16 protein-coding genes and 1 tRNA gene are annotated in these 17,612 nt (G+C 73.0%); 3 read left to right on the top strand and 14 right to left on the bottom strand.

Annotated elements, in window-relative coordinates; all coding sequences use genetic code 11:
- Positions 1-41 precede the first annotated feature (41 nt).
- The 6 genes from ACFC51_RS06505 to ACFC51_RS06530 all read right to left on the bottom strand — a co-directional run bounded on the left by ACFC51_RS06505 (position 42) and on the right by ACFC51_RS06530 (position 5,272).
- A complete protein-coding gene (locus ACFC51_RS06505) occupies positions 42-800 on the bottom strand; it encodes an IclR family transcriptional regulator (protein ID WP_376367186.1) in 759 nt (252 codons plus the stop codon).
- Positions 801-976: 176 nt separating this feature from the next.
- Positions 977-1,810: an ectoine/hydroxyectoine ABC transporter ATP-binding protein EhuA gene (gene ehuA, locus ACFC51_RS06510; RefSeq protein ID WP_376367185.1), complete on the bottom strand. Its 834-nt coding sequence runs from the start codon at positions 1,808-1,810 to the stop codon at positions 977-979.
- Positions 1,800-2,441, bottom strand: coding sequence for an ectoine/hydroxyectoine ABC transporter permease subunit EhuD (ehuD, locus tag ACFC51_RS06515; RefSeq protein WP_376367183.1), 642 nt, complete (start codon positions 2,439-2,441; stop codon positions 1,800-1,802). Before ehuD ends, ehuA begins: the two co-directional genes overlap by 11 nt.
- Positions 2,438-3,172, bottom strand: a complete 735-nt coding sequence (ehuC, locus tag ACFC51_RS06520; protein ID WP_376527268.1) for an ectoine/hydroxyectoine ABC transporter permease subunit EhuC — start codon at positions 3,170-3,172, stop codon at positions 2,438-2,440. The genes ehuD and ehuC overlap by 4 nt, the downstream gene beginning before the upstream one ends.
- A gap of 19 nt (positions 3,173-3,191) precedes the next feature.
- Entirely contained in the window at positions 3,192-4,094 is a 903-nt protein-coding gene (ehuB, locus tag ACFC51_RS06525) for an ectoine/hydroxyectoine ABC transporter substrate-binding protein EhuB (RefSeq protein WP_376367179.1), read from the bottom strand.
- 209 nt (positions 4,095-4,303) lie between these two features.
- On the bottom strand, positions 4,304-5,272 hold the full coding sequence (locus tag ACFC51_RS06530; RefSeq protein ID WP_376367177.1) for a D-2-hydroxyacid dehydrogenase: 969 nt from the start codon (positions 5,270-5,272) through the stop codon (positions 4,304-4,306).
- 184 nt (positions 5,273-5,456) lie between these two features.
- On the opposite strand from ACFC51_RS06530, the gene ACFC51_RS06535 reads away from it, so the two are divergent.
- Positions 5,457-6,221, top strand: coding sequence for a decarboxylase (locus ACFC51_RS06535; RefSeq protein WP_376367175.1), 765 nt, complete (start codon positions 5,457-5,459; stop codon positions 6,219-6,221).
- Positions 6,222-6,335: 114 nt separating this feature from the next.
- Positions 6,336-7,436: an LLM class flavin-dependent oxidoreductase gene (locus tag ACFC51_RS06540; protein WP_376367173.1), complete on the top strand. Its 1,101-nt coding sequence runs from the start codon at positions 6,336-6,338 to the stop codon at positions 7,434-7,436.
- A 43-nt stretch (positions 7,437-7,479) separates the two neighbouring features.
- Here the strand turns inward: ACFC51_RS06540 and ACFC51_RS06545 are convergent, their stop codons facing one another.
- The gene (locus tag ACFC51_RS06545) at positions 7,480-9,318 is read right to left on the bottom strand and encodes a putative bifunctional diguanylate cyclase/phosphodiesterase (RefSeq protein WP_376527271.1); all 1,839 of its coding nucleotides are present in this window, start codon (positions 9,316-9,318) and stop codon (positions 7,480-7,482) included.
- A gap of 424 nt (positions 9,319-9,742) precedes the next feature.
- On the opposite strand from ACFC51_RS06545, the gene ACFC51_RS06550 reads away from it, so the two are divergent.
- A complete protein-coding gene (locus ACFC51_RS06550) occupies positions 9,743-10,984 on the top strand; it encodes a M6 family metalloprotease domain-containing protein (RefSeq protein ID WP_376367169.1) in 1,242 nt (413 codons plus the stop codon).
- 56 nt (positions 10,985-11,040) lie between these two features.
- Here ACFC51_RS06550 and ACFC51_RS06555 read toward each other — a convergent pair.
- From ACFC51_RS06555 to ACFC51_RS06585, 7 genes are all read right to left on the bottom strand, one after another.
- A tRNA-Lys gene (locus tag ACFC51_RS06555) sits at positions 11,041-11,114 on the bottom strand.
- The gene (locus ACFC51_RS06560; RefSeq protein ID WP_376367167.1) at positions 11,105-11,803 is read right to left on the bottom strand and encodes a hypothetical protein; all 699 of its coding nucleotides are present in this window, start codon (positions 11,801-11,803) and stop codon (positions 11,105-11,107) included. Before ACFC51_RS06560 ends, ACFC51_RS06555 begins: the two co-directional genes overlap by 10 nt.
- 162 nt (positions 11,804-11,965) lie before the next feature.
- Positions 11,966-12,307 (bottom strand): hypothetical protein, encoded by a 342-nt coding sequence (locus tag ACFC51_RS06565; protein ID WP_376367165.1) that lies wholly within the window; start codon positions 12,305-12,307, stop codon positions 11,966-11,968.
- Between the two features lie 73 nt (positions 12,308-12,380).
- Complete coding sequence (locus ACFC51_RS06570) at positions 12,381-13,715, bottom strand: AAA domain-containing protein (protein ID WP_376367164.1); 1,335 nt, start codon at positions 13,713-13,715, stop codon at positions 12,381-12,383.
- Entirely contained in the window at positions 13,712-15,445 is a 1,734-nt protein-coding gene (locus ACFC51_RS06575; RefSeq protein ID WP_376527274.1) for a hypothetical protein, read from the bottom strand. The genes ACFC51_RS06570 and ACFC51_RS06575 overlap by 4 nt, the downstream gene beginning before the upstream one ends.
- Positions 15,436-16,620, bottom strand: a complete 1,185-nt coding sequence (locus tag ACFC51_RS06580; RefSeq protein ID WP_376367159.1) for a hypothetical protein — start codon at positions 16,618-16,620, stop codon at positions 15,436-15,438. Before ACFC51_RS06580 ends, ACFC51_RS06575 begins: the two co-directional genes overlap by 10 nt.
- On the bottom strand, positions 16,517-17,464 hold the full coding sequence (locus tag ACFC51_RS06585; RefSeq protein WP_376367157.1) for a phosphatase PAP2 family protein: 948 nt from the start codon (positions 17,462-17,464) through the stop codon (positions 16,517-16,519). Before ACFC51_RS06585 ends, ACFC51_RS06580 begins: the two co-directional genes overlap by 104 nt.
- Positions 17,465-17,612: the final 148 nt, after the last annotated feature.

Below are 17,612 nucleotides of genomic sequence, written 5' to 3' on the forward strand. Positions count from 1 at the left end.
GCCGCCGTCCTGGCGGCCGGGGACTTCCGGTCCTCCGGGGCTCAGAGGGCCAGCGACAGCAGCACCGGTGCCGCGCGCCGGTTGAGTGTGGCGGCCGCGGCCCGCAGCCGGTGCGCGTGCTCGATGGGGAGGGACAGGGCCAGGCAGCCCGCGGACGAACCCGCCGTCAGGGGGACCGCCGCGCAGACCGTGCCCACGGCGTACTCCTGCAGGTCCAGGACCGGCACCGTCGCCGGCTGGCTGTCCAGCTTCGAGAAGAGCACCTTCTCGCTGGTGATCGTCCGGGAGGTCAGCCGTGCGATCCGGTGCCTCGCCAGGTGGTCCCGCCGGCCGTTCTGGTCGAGCTGGGTGAGCAGGCACTTGCCGATCGCGCTGGCGTGCGCCGCCGAGCGGAAGTCCACCCACTCGTTGACCGCGGGCGTACGCGGGCCGTCCGCGACCTGCGTGACGCGGATCTCCCCGTCGACGTACCGGCTGACGTAGACCGCCGCGCCGACCGAGTCGCGCAGCTGCACCAGCGTCTGCTGGAGCTTCGCCTCCAGGGCCCGCTTGCGGGCGGCGCCGGAGCCGAGCTCCAGCAGCGAGGAACCGAGGATGTAGGCGCCGTCGGCGACCTGCTCGACGTATCCCTCCCGGCGCAGCGTCAGCAGGAGAGGGGCCAGATGGCCGGGCGGCAGTCCCGTCTCCCGGGAGATCCGGGCCTCGGTCACGCCGCCGCCGTGCGCCGACACGGACTCGAGCACACGCAAGGCGTACTGCACCGAATGGAACGGTGCCTTCGGCTCGGGCTTCAACGCCACGGTTCCCCCTTCAGGGCCTCTACCAGGTTGCGACCACAAGCTCACGACCCACGATAGTCCTGAACAGGCCGATATGGAGGGGGTGCAGGGGAGTTGATGGTGCGCCCCGGAACCGTCAGCTGGGGCGCACCCGCCTGGCATATGCCGAAGTCACGGGCGTGATGCCGCGTACATGGTCACAGCACCGCGTTGAGGAACTCGCGCGTACGTTCGTGTTCGGGATCGGTGAACATCTTCTCCGGGGAGCCTGACTCCACGACCCGTCCCGCGTCGAACATCAGTACCTTCTCGGACACGTCCCGGGCGAAGTTCATCTCGTGGGTCACGCAGAGCATCGTGATGTCGGTGGTCCTGGCGATGTCGCTCAGCAGATCCAGTACGCCGGCGACGAGTTCGGGGTCGAGCGCCGACGTCACCTCGTCGAGGAGCAGGATCTCCGGCCGCATCGCCAGCGCGCGGGCGATGGCGACACGCTGCTGCTGGCCGCCGGAGAGCTGCGACGGATGGGCGTCGGTCTTCCCCGAGAGCCCGACCAGGTCGAGCAGTTCCCTGGCCCGTGACTCCGCCTCGTCGCGGTCCATCCCCAGCACGCTGACCGGGGCCTCGGTGATGTTCTGGAGCACCTTCATGTTCGGGAAGAGGTTGAACTGCTGGAAGACCATCCCGATCTTCTTCCGGGACTCCCGCAGGTCCTTCTCACCCGCCGGCTTCAGCGCACCGGACGGCGTCCGCACGTGCGACAGCGGCGAACCGTCCACCCAGATCACGCCGTCGCTGACCCTCTCCAGGGTCATCAGCAGCCGCAGGATGGTGGTCTTGCCCGAGCCGCTCGGCCCGATCAGCGTGACGTGCTCACCGCGCCGCACGGTGAAGTCCAGTTCGTCCAGGACCACATGGTCGCCGTAGCGCTTGACGACCTTGTCGAAGCGGACCAGTGGCTCGACCCCGGTCACCAGGGGGTCCGGAGCCGCGTCGGTGATCTTCTCCAGGGGGGCGGGTTCAGTGGCCAAGGCGCTTCTCCAGCTTTCTCATCAGCAGCGACGTGGGGTAGCTCGCGACCAGGAACACGAGTCCGGCGAGCGTGAATGCCTCGGTGTACGCGAAGTGGTCGGCGCCGTAGCCGCGGGCCTCGAAGACCATCTCGTGCACCGTGATCACGGCGAGGAACGGGGTCTCCTTGAACATCGAGATCGCGTAGTTGCCGAGGGCGGGCAGCACGTTGCGCACCGCCTGAGGCAGGATCACGGCCTGCCAGGTCCGCCGGGGGGAGAGCGAGAGCGCCCGGCAGGCCTCCCACTGGCCCTTGGGCACACCGTCGATGCCCGCCCGGTACACCTCGGAGGTGTACGTGGCGTAGTGGACGCCCAGGACCACGATGCCGATGGTCAGGGGCTCCACGGAGGTGAAGAGAGCCGCCGCGCCGACCAGCTGCACCAGCAGCGGGGTGGCGCGGACGAACTCCATCACCGCCTTCACCGGCACCGTCACGAACCGGGAGGGCGCGCGGCCGGCCACTGCGATGGCGAGCCCGAGCAACGCGGCGACGAGCGTGCCGAGCACGGTCGCGAGGAGGGTGACCCGGAATCCTTCGAGCAGCAGGGGGAGCGCGTCCCCCGCCGCTTCCCAGTCGAACGTGTTCACCGGGCACCTCCGGCCGTGGCGACGGCTTCCGCCGTACGGGTCCTGAGCAGGCCGCGTGCCCCGGTGTGGAGGCCGAGCCTGCGCTTGGCCTGCCGCTCCAGCAGGTTCATCAGCAGCGTCAGCGCGTAGGCGAGCACGAAGTAGACGGCCAGCAGCAGCAGATAGGCGGTGAGGGTCTCGCCGGTCAGGCTGCGGATGTGCTCGATCGTGGTCATGAAGTCGGCCGCGGAGATCAGCCACAGCAGCGGCGTGCACTTCAGCAGCTGGATCAGCAGGTTGGTGAAGGACGGGATCATCTGCACCCAGGCCTGCGGCAGGATCACCTTCCGCATCCGGTGCAGCGGCGTCATGTTCAGGGCCACGGCCGCCTCGTACTGGGCGCGGGGCACCGAGTTGACCGCGCCCCGCACGATCTCCGAGCCGTACGCGCCGTAGTTCAGGCCGAAGGCGACCACGCCGCAGAGGAGCGGGGTCAGTTCGTACCCCGTCAGCTGCGGCATCGCGTAGTAGAGCCAGAACAGCTGGATGTAGAGGGAGGTGCCGCGGAAGAACTCCACGACGGTCCGGGAGACCCCGCGCACCAGCAGCAGGCCGCTGCCCGCGGCGAGACCCAGGGCGAACGACAGGAGCAGTGCGAGCAGGGAGCCCAGGACGGTGGCCTGGACGGTCACCCACAGGCCCGATCCGACCTGGGGCAGCTCGTCGAGGAGTGTGGAGAAGAAGTCGCTCATACGGTGTGGTCCGCCCCCGTCAGCCCTTGCACAGGTCGGCCGTCTTGAGCGTGGCCGGCGGGATCTCGGTGGCGCCGAAGCCGTAGGGCCGGAGCAGCTCCACGTAGCGGGACCTGTCCGACACGATCTTCTTGAGCTCCCGGTTGAAGGAGTCCCTCAGGTCCTCGTTGCCCTGGCGGAACACCGCGCCGCCGGGGGAGAACTGCTGCTTCCCGTCGAGCTCCGGCACGAAGGCCTCGGTGACCTCGGTCTCCGGGTTGGTCTTGGCGAGCCAGCGCAGCGAGATGCCGGTGAGCAGGAACGCGTCGACCCGGCCGCCCTTGACGGCGTCCGCGCCGTCCTGCGGCTTCTGCAGCGTCTTGATCTTCCCCTCGGCGATGCCCGCACCCTTGGCGTACGCGCTCTCCACCGCACCGGACATCACACCGACGGTGGCCCCGGCCGCCTTCGCGGAGGCCAGGTCGGTGAGCTTCCTCGGGTTGCCCTTCTTCACCATCAGGGCGGTGGGGGAGATGAACTCCGGCTCGGAGAAGAGGGCGTTGGCGCAGCGCTCGGGGGTGATCGCCATGCCCGCGCTGACCACGTCGTACTTGCCGGCCTGGAGACCCGGGATGAGGCCGTCCCACTCGGAGAGGGTGGGCTTCAGCTCCTCGACGCCGAGCGCCTTGAATATCTCCCGGTGCAGGGTGGGCGCCTCGCCCTTGAGCTCCTTGCCCTCCATGTAGCCGTACGGGGCCTCGTTGGCGTAGGCGACCCGGACGAATCCCTGCTTGCGCAGCTTGTCGAGCGCGCCCTCACCGTCCGCGGCGCCCGCGTCGGTCTTGCTGCACGCGGAGAGCAGGCCGGGGACGACGAGCAGACCTCCCACGGCCGCCGATCGATTGAGGAAGCCCCGACGGGACAGGTGAGGGAAGTCAGCCATGGTTCGCAATCTCCTGGAGAAATCGGGGTGTCGAACAGTCCGGACAGGGTGAGCACCTGCCCGATCCCGGACGCCTATGCAGGAAGCGCTGTCATGTGACCGAACGGTGGCCGGAGGGTGACCTTCCCGTTTCTCGTCATGGGCGGAGGGCGACGGGCGGTGTGCAGGGCGTATGCCCGGCAGGGCGCCCGTGCATGACGTGTCGTCAATCAGGCCTGTCGTGCGTCGATGTCCGGAGAAGGGACGTAACCACGCCGTATGTCCACCACGTTGGGGAGCGGCTCGCCCTCCGCCCACAGCTCGTACATCGACACGAACTGCTCGCCCAGCCGGTCCCGCCAGCCCGCGGTGTCCCCGCTCATGTGCGGGGAGACCAGCAGGCCCGGCACGTCCCACAGCGGGCTGGACGGCCCCAGGGGCTCCTCCTGGAACACGTCGAGCGCGGCCCCCGCGATCCAGCGGCTGCGCAGCGCGTCGGCCAGGTCCTCCTCGACGGCCAGCGGGCCGCGCCCCACGTTGACGAAGTGGGCGGAGGGCTGGAGCAGTCCGAAGAAGCGGGCGTCGAACATCCCGCGCGTCGCGTCGGTCAGCGGCGCCGCGGCGATCACCCAGTCCGCGCCCGCCGCCAGCCGGTCCAGATCCTCGATGCCGTGGATGGTGCGCCGCGCCGTGCGCCCGACGAGCGCGACCCGGACGCCCAGGCCGTGCAGCAGCCGCATGATCTCCCGGCCGACGGGGCCCGCGCCGACGACCACGGCACGGGTGCCGGCGAGCCCCCGGGTCTCCCGGTGGCGCCACCTGTGCTGCCGCTGGAGCTCCAGCGTGCGGGGGAGGTCCTTCGCGAAGGCGAGCACGAGCCCCGCGACGTACTCGGCGATCGGCAGCTCGAAGACGCCCCGGGCGTTGGTGACGACCGCGGGGGAGCCGGCCAGCTCGGGGCAGAGCAGCCGGTCGACCCCGGCGCTCGCCGTGTGCACCCAGCGGGGCCGCGGCCCGTCGCCCGGCCAGGCGGCCCGTACGGCGTCGGAGGTGAAGTCCCAGACCAGCAGGACGTCCGCGCCGGGCAGCAGCGCGGCCAGCGTCCGCTCGTCGGCGTACCGTACGACGGCCCGGCCGGTCAGCCGGCCGAGGCGCGGTGACGGGTCGGCGTCCAGGACGAGGATCACAGGAGTGGTCATCAGGAATGACCACGCTCGCACCGGGTGCCACCCCCGTCAACCGGGCCTCGGCGACACGGGAGAAACCGCAGCTCACGGCTGTTGCGGGCGACGGCACGGGGCCATGAGGGGAATACTTGTCCCAGGCAGGGGCACCGGTGACGGGAGTGCCGGCAGGGCATCCGGACCCAGGGGAAGGATGGACATGACGACCGTAGGACTTCTTTATCCGGGCCACGCCGCGGAGGACGACTTCCCGCGGATCGAGGTCATGCTCGACAGCGACATCAGAGTGCCGCTCTTCCACACCGACATCGACGAGGACGCCCGCAGGACCGGGAACCTCCGAGCGGCGGGCACCCCCGACCGGCTGGCCGCCGGCGTCGAGGAACTGCGGATGGCCGGTGCCGAATCGCTGGTCTGGGCCTGCTCCGGCGGCAGTTTCGCCTACGGCTGGGACGGGGCGCACGAACAGGCCGCCGAGCTGGCCAGGGCCGCCGGGCTCCCCGCCTCCAGCACCTCCATCGCCTTCGTCCACGCCGTGCGCGAACTGGGCGCCACCCGGGTCGCGGTCGCCGCGACCTACTCCGAGGACGTCGCCGCGCTGTTCGCGGGCTTCCTGGAGTCCGGCGGTGTCGAGGTGGCCGCCACCCGCGGCGGCGGCATGATCACGGCGTCCGACGCGGCCGCCGCCGACGTGGAACTGGTGAAGGAGCTCGCCGTGGCCGGGGACCACCCCGACGCCGAGGTGGTCCTGCTGCCCGACAACGCCCTGCACACCGCCGCGCACGTCCCCGAGCTGGAGGAACTCCTCGGGAAGCCGGTCCTCACCGCCAACCAGGTGGCGGTCTGGGAAGGGCTCCGGCTCGCCGAGCGCAGGACCTGGGCACCCACCCTCGGCACCCTGTTCGCCACTCGCGAGCCCCCGCTGGGTGCCACCGAGCCCCGGGGCATCGAGGTGCGGGAGTAGGCGTACGGGGCCGTCCCGCGCGGGCCGCGAAGGCGCCCGTACGGGAATAAGCGGAGCCATCCTCCTGTTGGCACCCTCCGGTACACAGCACGCAGCACCGGAGAGGCCAGACACGTGGACGAGAACCGAGGCGACGAGATTCGCGGCACGGCGAGCGGGACGGCCTCCGTACCCCTCTCCGTGCTCGACCTGGTGACCGTGGGCCAGGGGCGCACCGCGACCCAGGCACTGCGCACCGGCGTGGACATCGCCAAGCTGGCCGAGAGCCGCGGATTCCACCGCTACTGGGTCGCCGAGCACCACTCCATGCCCGGCGTCGCCTCCTCGTCCCCCGCCGTGATCCTCGCGCACCTGGCCGCCCACACCGAGCGCATCAGGCTCGGCTCGGGCGGCGTGATGCTGCCCAACCACGCCCCGCTGGTGATCGCCGAGCAGTTCGGCACCCTGGAGGCGATGGCACCCGGCCGCGTCGACCTCGGCCTCGGCCGTGCCCCCGGCACGGACGGTGCGACCGCCGCCGCCCTGCGCCGCACCGACCGGCTGAACGAGGGAGCCGACGACTTTCCGCAGCAGCTCGCGGAGCTGACCCGCTTCCTGGACGACGACTTCCCGGACGGGCACCCCTACGCCCGGATCCACGCCGTCCCGGGCCCCGTGCAGGCCACCTCGCCCGGCGGGGTGCAGTCGGCCGCCCGGCCGCCCGTCTGGCTGCTGGGCTCCTCCGGATTCAGCGCCCGGCTCGCCGGCGTCCTCGGCCTGCCCTTCGCGTTCGCCCACCACTTCTCGGCCCGGAACACCGTCCCGGCCCTGGACCTCTACCGGGAGTCCTTCAAGCCGTCCGCGGTGCTCGACGCCCCCTACGCCCTCATCGGGGTCGCGGCGCTGGCCGCCGACGACGAGCGCGAGGCACGGCGCCAGGTCCTCACCGGCGCCCTGTCCATGGTCAGGCTGCGCACCGGACGCCCCGGCCTCGTGCCGACCCCCGAGGAGGCCGAGGCGTACGACTTCAGCCCCATGGAGCGCGAGTTCGTCGACGGCTGGCTGAAGGACATCGTCCACGGCACGGCCGACGAGGTCCGCAGCGGCCTGGACGACCTGGCCAAGCGGACCGGCGCCGACGAGCTGATGATCACGGCCAACGCGCACGGCGGCGACGCCCGGCTGCGTTCGTACGAGCTGATCGCCGACGCCTACGGGATGCCCACGGCGGTCTGACCACCCGCGTCCGGGGTTCCGGGGGGTCCTCCGGAGCGGCCGGTCAGCCCTCCGGAGGCCTGGCGCCGATCAGCTCGGCGATCCGCTCCGGTGCCACCGCGCGCGAGTACAGCCACCCCTGCCCCGTGTCGCAGCCGATCCGCCGCAGCCGCTCCGCCTGGCCGGAGGTCTCCACGCACTCCGCGGTGACCGTCAGGCCGAGGCGGTGCGCCAGCTGCACCATGGCCTCGACGATGGTCTCGTCGGCGGGGCTGGGGTGCGCGCCGTCCTCGTAGCGGAAGCCGCGCACGAAGGAGCCGTCCAGCTTGAGGACGGAGACGGGCAGCCTGCTCAGATAGGCGAGGTTGGAGTAGCCGGTGCCGAAGTCGTCGATGGCGATACGCACGCCCATGTCGCTCAGAGCCTGAAGGACCCGCAGCGGCCGGCCCGACGAGCCCATGACCGCCGATTCGGTCAGCTCCAGCTGGAGCAGCCCGGGTGCCAGGCCGGTCTCCGCGAGGATCTCCGCCACCTCGGCGACCAGATCGGAGTCCCGCACCTGCCGCACCGCGACGTTGACGCTGATGAACAGCGGCGGCTCCTCCGGGTGCTCCAGCTGCCACCGGCGGGCCTGGCGGCAGGCCGTGCGCAGCACCCACCGGCCGAGCTGGACGATGGTGCCGTCCTCCTCGGCGATCGGGACGAACCTGCTCGGCGCGAGCAGCCCGAACCGGGGGTGGTTCCACCGCACCAGGGCCTCCACACCCCGTACGACCTCGTCCGCCATGCCGACCAGCGGCTGGTACTCCAGCGTGAACTCACCGCGGTCGACGGCCGGGCGGAGCGTGGAGGAGAGCGCCTGGCGGGTCATGCGGTGCGCGTTGCGCTCGGGGTCGAAGAGGGTCCAGCGGGCACGGCCGTCGGCCTTCGCCCAGTACAGCGTGGTGTCCGCCGCCTGCATCAGGGCGGTGGCCGAGGTGCCGGCCGACGACCGCTCCACCACCCCGATCGACGCGGAGACGGACAGCCGGTGTCCGGCCACCTCGAACGGCCGCTGGAGGGCGGCGAGCACCGAGCGGGCGAGTTCGGTGAGCTGGTGCGTGCCCGAGGAGTCGTCCACCAGGATGGCGAACTCGTCCCCGCCGAGGCGTGCCACGAGATGGCCGCCGGTGCGGTGGTCGTCGGCCTCGGCGCAGTCGGTGAGCCGTCCGGCGACCGCGGCGAGCAGCCGGTCGCCGGTGCGGTGGCCGAGGGTGTCGTTGACCGCCTTGAAGCCGTCGATGTCCAGGTAGCAGAGGCCGATCCGCCCGTGGCGGGGCGCCGGACCGTCCGCGGGCGGCCCGCTCTCCAAGGCGGTCGCGAGCCGTTCGAAGAACAGCGTGCGGTTGGGCAGCCGGGTCACGGGGTCGTGCATCCGCAGGTGGCGCAGCCGCTCCCGCAGCTCCCGCCGGTCGCTGACGTCGGCGACGGTCAGCAGGACCCGCCCCGCGCCGCCCGCCGGTTCGCCCATCGGCGCGACGGTGATCTCGGCCCACAGCGGCCGGCCGTCGGCGTGCTTGAGCCGCCGGGTGCACCGCAGCTGTGGGCGGGTGCCGCGCAGGACCTCGGTGTACTCCTGCCGGGCGGGACTGTCCTGGGTGAGCCCGACGAGGTCCGCCGCGAGCCGGCCGGTCAGGGACGCGGGGTCGGCGCCGAGCAGCCCGCCCAGCGCCTCGTTCGGCCGGACGATCCGGCCGAGGTGGTCGACGACGGCCATCGGGAGCGCGGCTGCGGCGAACGCGGCGCGGTATTCGCGCAGCTCGGAGAGGTCGGACCCCTGGTGATCACGCTGCGTGACCTCCGGTGGCCCGACGCCCGGGGACACGCCCGCCCGGGGCGTCGGCCCTTCGGAGGTTCCGCTCACCGCTCGCTCCCGCTGTGCAGATTGTCGTGAACAGGTGTGGCCGGGCAGGGGCGTGGAGTGGAGCGCCGCGCCGGAGGCGGGAACCACGCAGGAAAACGAGGTGAAGCATAGAGGGTGGCGCGCCGGCCGTTCCAACGCGCCCGCCGTTTCGGAGACGCGGCACGCGCATGGCCCACGCCTGTTCCACGCCTGTCCCGTGCGGAGCGCCCTCATGCGTTTTGACCGCAGATGACTACTTCTGCGCTGATCTGGTGTTTTCGGATTCCGGAGTGAGCAAATGTGACTGTCCGTGAGGGTGGTCATCTGCTCCAGGGTGATCAGCCCGAACCGTGGCTGACCCGTGTGGGGCAGCACAACAGGGCGTGCGCCGCCGAACCGGCACAGGGTGAGGGGGAAGTCCCGCACTCGCCACCCGGAGGTAGATGTGCCGCGTCCGCACGGATCCCGGGGAGTGGAGAGGCCGAGCCTGCGCAGTGCGGCGGCTGCTCTCACCTCCCTCCTGGCGCTCGCCGCCACGGGGCTCGTCGCCGGCCCCGCCGTGGCGGCCTCACGCGACGCGGGACCGTGCGCCCTGCCCCGGACGGGGGCGCACCACTCGCTGGGCCTCGACACCTGGAACGACGCCTACCCGCGCCCCGCTACCGGCCTCGACGCGGTCATGGTCTTCCTCTCCTTCCCCGACTCCGAGCCCGTCGTCTCCCCCGACGTGCTGGCCGCCGACTACTTCCCCTCGACGACCCGCTTCTTCCAGCGCGCCTCGTACGGGAAGTTCACCCTGCGCGCCCACCCCCAGCGCCAGTGGACCCGGATGCCGCACCCCTCCACCTGGTACGGCATACGGCGCGACTGGGGCTCCGAGCGCCGCAGCGCCTATCTGCGCGACGCGATCCGGGCCGCCGACGAGCAGACCGACTTCTCCGCGTACGACATCGTCTACCTCGTCGCCGACCCGGACGCGCCGGGTGTCGACTCCGACGCCACCAAGGTCGTCAACTTCGACCGGCCGCTGCGCGCCGACGGCACGGACATCAGGCGCGTCGTCACCGTCTTCGAGGAACACCCGCCGGACCGGAACGTCCTCGCGCACGAGACCGGACACGTCTTCGACCTGGCGGACCTCTACCACCGCCCGGAGGACGGCAAGGGCGACTGGGACACCTACGTCGGCGACTGGGACGTGATGGGGAGCCAGTTCGGTCTCTCGCCGGACCTGTTCGGCTGGCACAAGTGGAAGCTCGGCTGGCTGGAGGGCCAGGAGGTCGTCTGCGTGCAGGGGGCCGCGGACCTCACCCTGCAGCCCATGGCCGAGGTGCCCGTGCCGGGCGCGTCCGTCGGGACCCGGCTCGCGGTCGTGCGGACCGGCACCGGCAGCGCGCTGGCCATCGAGGCCCGCAGCGCCACGGGCAACGACCGTACGACCTGCACCGAGGGGGTCCTCGTCTACCGCATCCGCAACGCGACGCCGTCCGGCGGCGGCCCGGTCGAGGTGCTGGACACCCATCCCGCGTCCGACGCCTGCTGGGACCGCTCGGTCTACCCGCCCCTCGCGGACGCCCCGCTCCGGGAGGGCGAGCGCTTCACCGTGCCGGGCGAGCGCATCCGTATCGACGTCGCCGGCCGGACCCCGTCGGGGGCCTGGACCGTGCGGGTCACCACCGGCACCTGAACCGGTGCGCGCACGAAGAAGCCCCCTCGCTTCCGCGAGGGGGCTTCTTCCGTCGGTGCGCCGTCAGGGACTCGAACCCCGGACCCGCTGATTAAGAGTCAGCTGCTCTAACCAACTGAGCTAACGGCGCCTGGTGACGTCGTAGACATTAGCACCCGCATCGGCGGGAGGAAAAATCGAATTCCCGGTGGTCGACGGGGCCGCCGACCTGCCCACCCGGACACAGGCCCACAGCAGCACGTCCGGGCCCGGCAGCCAGGGGTTACGGGTGTCCGGGGCGACCACCCAGCGGGGCCCTCCGGAGCCCGCCCCGCCGGTCAGGGGCGGGACGGTGACCGCGTCCCCCGTGCCGTGGCAGAGCACCGGGGGCAGGGCTCCCTGGTGCCCCTCCACGCTGTCCGCGGAGCCCGTGCCCCACTCCTCCCAGGCCAGCAGGGAGGGCAGGCGCTGCGCCGTGCCCGGGGAGGCGAACAGCAGCATCCGGCCGCGGTGCGTGGCGACCGGGCCCGAGCCGGGCCCCTCCGCCCAGAGCCGCTCCAGCATGCGCCTGCCGAACAGGGCCGGCACGTTCACGACGTCGAAGGAGGAGCCGCAGGGCAGCACGCCGGGGGAGGAGGGGCGCGCCTCCCACTGCGAGAGTGTGCTGCGCGGGTGGGGCGACGCGCCCGCCAGCCACGCGGCCCCGGACGCCGTGACCTGAGCGGCCCGGTCGTCGGCCAGGTGATCGGAGCGGTCCCGGAGCAGGGCGAAGATGTCGACGCCGTGGTGCGGAGCGGCGTCGGTCCGCAGAGTCGTTCCGTCGTTCAGCCATGCGCTCATGGCGTCATGTCTACCGGCCGTGACGCTCCTGTCTCCCAGAGTTGCCGAAAGCCGGACAGGGTGCGGGGCGACGGGGTATCTTGCCCGACGGCATATGCCAGAGGTGTACCCGTAGTGACAGGGCGGCGCGGCGCCGGGGGGCCCGGCCGCCGCGTGCGGCGGTCAGGGCGCGGGGTCGTTCAGCAGGGACCGGCCGAACTCGATCATCTTCTTGGCGTAGTCCTCGGTCCACTCCGCCCGGGCGGCTATGTCCGCGGCCGTCAGCCGGTCGAACCGGCGCGGGTCGGCGAGCTGGGCGGCGGCCACGGCCTGGAACTCCACGGCCCGGTCGGTCGCCGCCCGGAAGGCGAGCGTCAGCTCCGTCGCGCGGGCGAGCAGCTCCTTCGGGTCCTCCATCGACTCCAGGTCGAAGAAGTGCTCCGGATCCGCCGCCGCCTCCGACGGCTCGAAGAGCAGCGGCGCCGGACGCAGCCGCTGCCGCTCGTTCCGCTCGGGCTGTGCCATGTGGTGTTCCTCCCTCGTACGGCCGGACGGCCACCTTCCATTGTCCAGCCCGGCGCAAGAGCGCTTCCCAGGATCAGGGCGCCCCATGCACACGGTGCTCGGCGAGGTGGGCCAGGACCGCGTGGTTCGCCTCCCAGCCGTCGGGGAACTTCACCGTCACACCCAGCTGGACCGGCTCCGTCGACGGGTGCTCGTCCAGCAGGTCGGCGACCCCCGCACGGCACACGACGACACACGCGTGCCGGTGGCGCGAGGCCAGTACGCACAGCCGGCCCGTCTCCAGATGGAACGCCGTGGCGTCCGGCCGGCCCGACAGCGGGTGCAGCACCACGGTCACGTCGAACTCGCGGCCCTGGAGACGGTTGGCCGTGTCCACCGCCACGCCCGTCACCCCGAGCTCCGCGAGGGCCGCCCGCACCGCCGCGGCCTGGTCGCGGTGGGCCGTGCCGACCGCGACCCGCTCCGCCGTCACCGGCACCGGGCCGGAGGCCCGCTCGCTCGTCGCGACGCCGCCCCGGTCCAGCAGCCGCCGGACCACCTGGGCCACCGCCCGCACCGCCTCGGGGTCCGTGCGCGGGGTGTGCCGGGCCGGGAGCTCCAGCAGCCCCCAGCCGGACTCCGCCGCCTCGTCCAGCACCCGGTCGGGACCCGAACCGTCCGAGGGCACACCGAACGACAGCCGCCGGTCACCGTGGTCCGTACCGCTGCGGAAAGGGGTGTACGGGTAGAACGCGGCCGAGACCAGCGGCGCCGCCGAGGCAGGCAGCCGCCACGACACCGGCAGCCGGTGCTGCGGCAGCTCCGGGTTGTGCGCGAGCAGGGTCGAGACGGCGCTCGCCGACGGGTCGTACGACAGGCCCGCCCACTGGTCGGCGCCCACGATCGAGAAGGGGTCCAGCTGGCCCGGGTCCCCGACGAACAGCGCCCGCTCGAACAGCCCGGCCACGGCCAGCAGGGCGTCCGACCGCATCTGGTAGGCCTCGTCGACGATCGCGTGCCCCCACGGCTCGACGTTCTTCACGTGGGCCCACTTGGCGGCCGTCGAGATGACGATGTCGAGACCCGCCAGATCCGCCGCCTTCGCCGACTTCCGGACGTTGTCCAGGCCGTCCAGGACCTTGTCGTACGGGTCGGAGTCGCTGCTGTGCAGCCGGCCCACCGGCAGCTCGGGTGCCTTCTCGGCCAGCCGCACCACCAGGTCGTCCACCTGCGCGTTGGTCTGCGCCACCACCATCAGCGGGCTGCCCGCCGCGGCCAGCTCCAGCGCGGCCCGTACCACCAGCGTCGACTTCCCCGCGCCCGGCGGCGAGTCCACGACGATGCCGCGCGCCGTCCCGCGCAGGGTGTCGGCGAGGATCGCGTCGGTCGCCCGCGTCGCCGCGGCACCCGGGTCGAGTACGGATGTCACAGGAGGTCCTCCGCGGTCACGGGGTCGGGCTGTTCGGCGGGTCCGCCGCCGGCCCCCGGCGGGCCGCCGTGGGTCCACGGGGTGTCCTCCGGGTCGGGCAGCTTCGGGCCGCCGCGCTGGTCGTGCTCGAAGAGGGTCCAGGCGATGCGGTCGCCCGGCTCGGGCAACGAACCGGGCGCGGGCTCCTTGCCCCGGCCCATCCGGTCCGTGATCCGCAGCACCAGGTGGACCGGGCCGCCGCCCTCCGTGTCCGGGTCCCCCACGGAGTCCGGGCCGCTCCCCGTGTCCGCGCCGGCCTCGGTGTCCGGGCCGCTCCCCGTGTCCGCGCCGGCCTCGGTGTCCGGGCCGCTCCCCGTGTCCGCGCCGTCCGGCACCGCGTACCGGACGAACTCCGCCGTCTGCGGCTTCCCGTCCAGCGAGCGGTAGACCTTGGTCCGCTCACCGAGGTGCGGGCGCTCGACGGTCCGCACCGTGACCAGGGGGCGCGGGGAGGGCCGCTTCGACTCGCTCCAGGCCATCTCCACCTCCGTCACCTCCCCGAGGAACGCCTCGCCCGCGAGCCTGCGCCCCGCCAGTACCAGCGGGTCGTCGAGCGCCTCCTGGGCGTCCAGCTGTGCCTGGGCCGTCTCCCGGGAGGCCAGCTTCTGCGCCGCCGTCACCGCGTCGTCCCGGCGCGGCTGCGGGGGCTCGCCCGCACGCACCCGGTCCCGGTGCGCTGTGAACGACCACCGGTCCCTCGTCCACCGGTCCTCGGCCCGGGACCCCTCCGGCAGCTCCTCCAGGAGGTCGAGCCCCCGCCACACCGCGTCCCAGGTCGGCAGCAGCACCCCCGCGAGCAGCGATCTGATCTCCCGCTCGGCACCCGTCAGCTCGCCGAGCCGGGTGTCGGCGTCGAGGCCGTCCTCCGCGGCGGCGTGCGCCGTGCGCGCCCGGTCGTACCGTTCGATCGCGGGCGCCAGCAGCCTGTTGTCGAAGGCCGGGTCCGTCGGCGGACCGGCGGGCGGGCAGACCAGCTGGCCCGCACCGTCCCGCTCCAGCTCGGCCCGGAGCGCCGCCGCCGCGCCCGACCCGCCGCCCGGCGGGTCGACCCAGGCGAGCAGCGCCCCGAGGTGCTGGTCCTCCAGGCTGCTCTGCCCCGTCGCCCAGTGGCGGTTCAGCAGATCGGTCGCGGCCAGCAGCAGCGAGGAACCGGGCACCCTGGCCCGCTCCCCGTAGTGAGTCAGCCAGCGGCCGAGCAGTGGCACGCGGGCGGGCGCCGGGTAGGGGGTGTCCGGGTCGTCCTCCGCCGTGCGCCGGAAGCGCATGGACCGCCCGAGCAGCCGTACGAAGTCGATGCCGGCCCTGCTCGGCACGATCAGCTGCGCCGCGTCCGCGCACAGCTCGACCTCGACCTTGACCTTCTTGCCGGTCGCGGGATCGGTCTCGCTGCGCTCGGCGGGCTCGACGACATCGGCGTACTCCTCGATGTGCGGCAGCACCGCCTCGGCCAGCTCGGCGAGGAAGGCGAACCGCAGATCGCGGTCGCGCGGCTGGGGCACGGCCAGGAGGCGGGGTGCCGCACGGTCCGTGCCCACGAGCGCGCCGAGCGGCGCGCCCGCCTCACCGGCGGTCGTCAGCGGTACGAGCACGAGCGGCCGGCCGGTCAGATGGCGGTGGCGCACGGTGGCCAGCGGCTGGGCCCGCCCGCTGTCGACCGCCTCGAGCCGGGCGAGGGTGGTGATCAGCGACACGGGACGCCGCCGTCCACCCCGGCCAGGGCCTCGGCCCGCAGGGCGGCTGCCCTGCGCAGGGCAGCGACCGTCGGGTCGGCCGGATCGCCCTCCTTGCCGGCCGCGGCGGCCAGCACCCCGGCGACCGTCGTCAGGCCTCCGAGCTCGCCCCGCACGCTCCGGCCCAGCGACTCCACCGCCCCCTCGGCGCGGGCCTTCGCCCGGCAGTGGAAGGCCAGCTCGCACGCGGCCAGGCACTCGGGGGCGTAGGCGGCGGGGACGGCCTCGACGGCGCTGCCGAGCGCTTCGGGGGAGCAGCCCGGGTCGAAGGTGGTGCCCTCGGGCAGGGCGGCCGCGATGTCCTCGACGCGGGTCAGCCTGGTCAGCTGGCGGCTGGTGACGGCGCGCTGCTTGCGGACGTCCACGACCGAGGCGGTCGGCAGGTTGGAGAAGTCCTTCGGGCAGACCAGCAGGACCCGGTGGGCGACCTCGGCCCCTTCGGTCACGGCGGCGATCCGCTCCAGGGCCAGGACGTAGACGGCGGACTGGCGGGCCGCGGCGCCGACCTTGGCGGCGTCCGCGGAGCTGTCGATCATGGGGAAGGACTTGATCTCCACGACCGTCCAGGTGCCGTCCGGGTGCACCACCACGGCGTCCGGCTCCAGATAGGCGGGGGAGCCCGCGACCTCCAGCACCAGCATCGGATGGTCGAGCAGGGCCCAGCCGCCCGCCTCCGTGGCCTCGCGCAGGGCCAGCGCGGTCCGCGCGGCGCGGCCCTCGGGGCCGGCGGCCGTCAGATCGGGGACCGCGGCCCGGGCCGGTGGTTCGGCGCCGCCTCCGAGCCGCTCGAACAGCAGGCGCAGCAGCTCCGTACCGCCGTCGGCCTTGACCTTGGCCTCGAAGGCGTTGCCCCGGACGAACGCGAACTGGGACTGGCCGAATGCCGCGGGGGAGCCCAGCGCGGTGGCCAGCACGGCCTTGTCGACGCCCGCGCCGTCGAGCAGGGCGCGCCGCTTGCATCCCGGGTTGGCGGCGAGCGCCGCCAGTGCGCGCGCGTCGAGCGGATGCGGCGCGACGGACGGGCCGCGCAGCTCAGCGAGCCGCTGCCGGAGCGTCGTCGTCGGCTTCGGCCGTGGAACGGGTGCGCGCGTCGCGGGAATCTGCGGAGGCGGTCCGCTGGCCGGGTATTCGCTCACCCGCGGAAGTCTTGCATCCGTCACTGACAATCGGGGATTCCGCGGGGGTGAGGGATGCGGGCGCGTGTGCGAACACCGCCCTCACCCGGTCCTTGACCCGGTCCGCGATCCGCATGACCGGCCTGGTCAGCAGGGCGCCGACGGCCATCACCGCGGCACCGGCCACGGCGTCGAGGAAGTAGTGGTTCGCCGTGCCCATGACGACGAGCACGGTGATCAGCGGATAGGCGACGCCCGCGGTCCGGACGAGCGGGTGGCGGCCGTGGCGCCACAACAGGACCCCGCACCACACCGCCCAGCCGACGTGGAGGCTCGGCATCGCCGCGTACTGGTTGGTCATCCCGCTGAGTCCGCGCGGGGCACTCGCGCCGGCGCCCCACCAGCCGTACGCGCTGTACTGCGCCATCGTGTCGACGAATCCGTGGTGGGCTTCGAGGAGCCGGGGCGGACAGGTCGGCATCAGCGTGAAGCCGACCAGCCCGAGGAGGGTGGAGGTCATCAGCCAGGTGCGGGCCGCCCGGAAGGCGGCGGCACGGCGCCGGAAGATCCAGACCAGGATCGCCGGGGTGACCAGGTAGTGCAGGGAGGCGTACGCGAAGTCGGCCGGTATCCCGAGCGCGGGGTGGTCCGTCAGCAGCCGGTTGAGCGGGTGCTCCGCGTTGATGTGCAGCGCCTTCTCCAGGCGGAGTATCGCGAGGCCGTGCTCCACGGCCCCGGGTATGTCCTCCCGGACCAGCAGCCGGCCCGTCGAATAGAGCCCGTACACCACGGCGATCAGCGGGAGCTCCGTCCACCAGCGTGGCCGGTGACCGGAGGGCGGTGTCACGGCGATGGCGTGCGGCATCCGGTAGCTCTCCCCATGTTCATGCGGTCGACGGCGGGCGTTCAACCGTACGGCGGTCGTATGCCCTGATTTCCCTCGGGTCCACGTCCGCGGCGGACCGGCCCTGGTCATGCGCTGGAAGGGACGCGGGCGCCGCCCCGCGGGTTGC

Origin of the sequence: Streptomyces sp. NPDC055962 (assembly GCF_042270185.1) — a bacterium.
Taxonomy (GTDB): Bacteria; Actinomycetota; Actinomycetes; order Streptomycetales; family Streptomycetaceae; genus Streptomyces.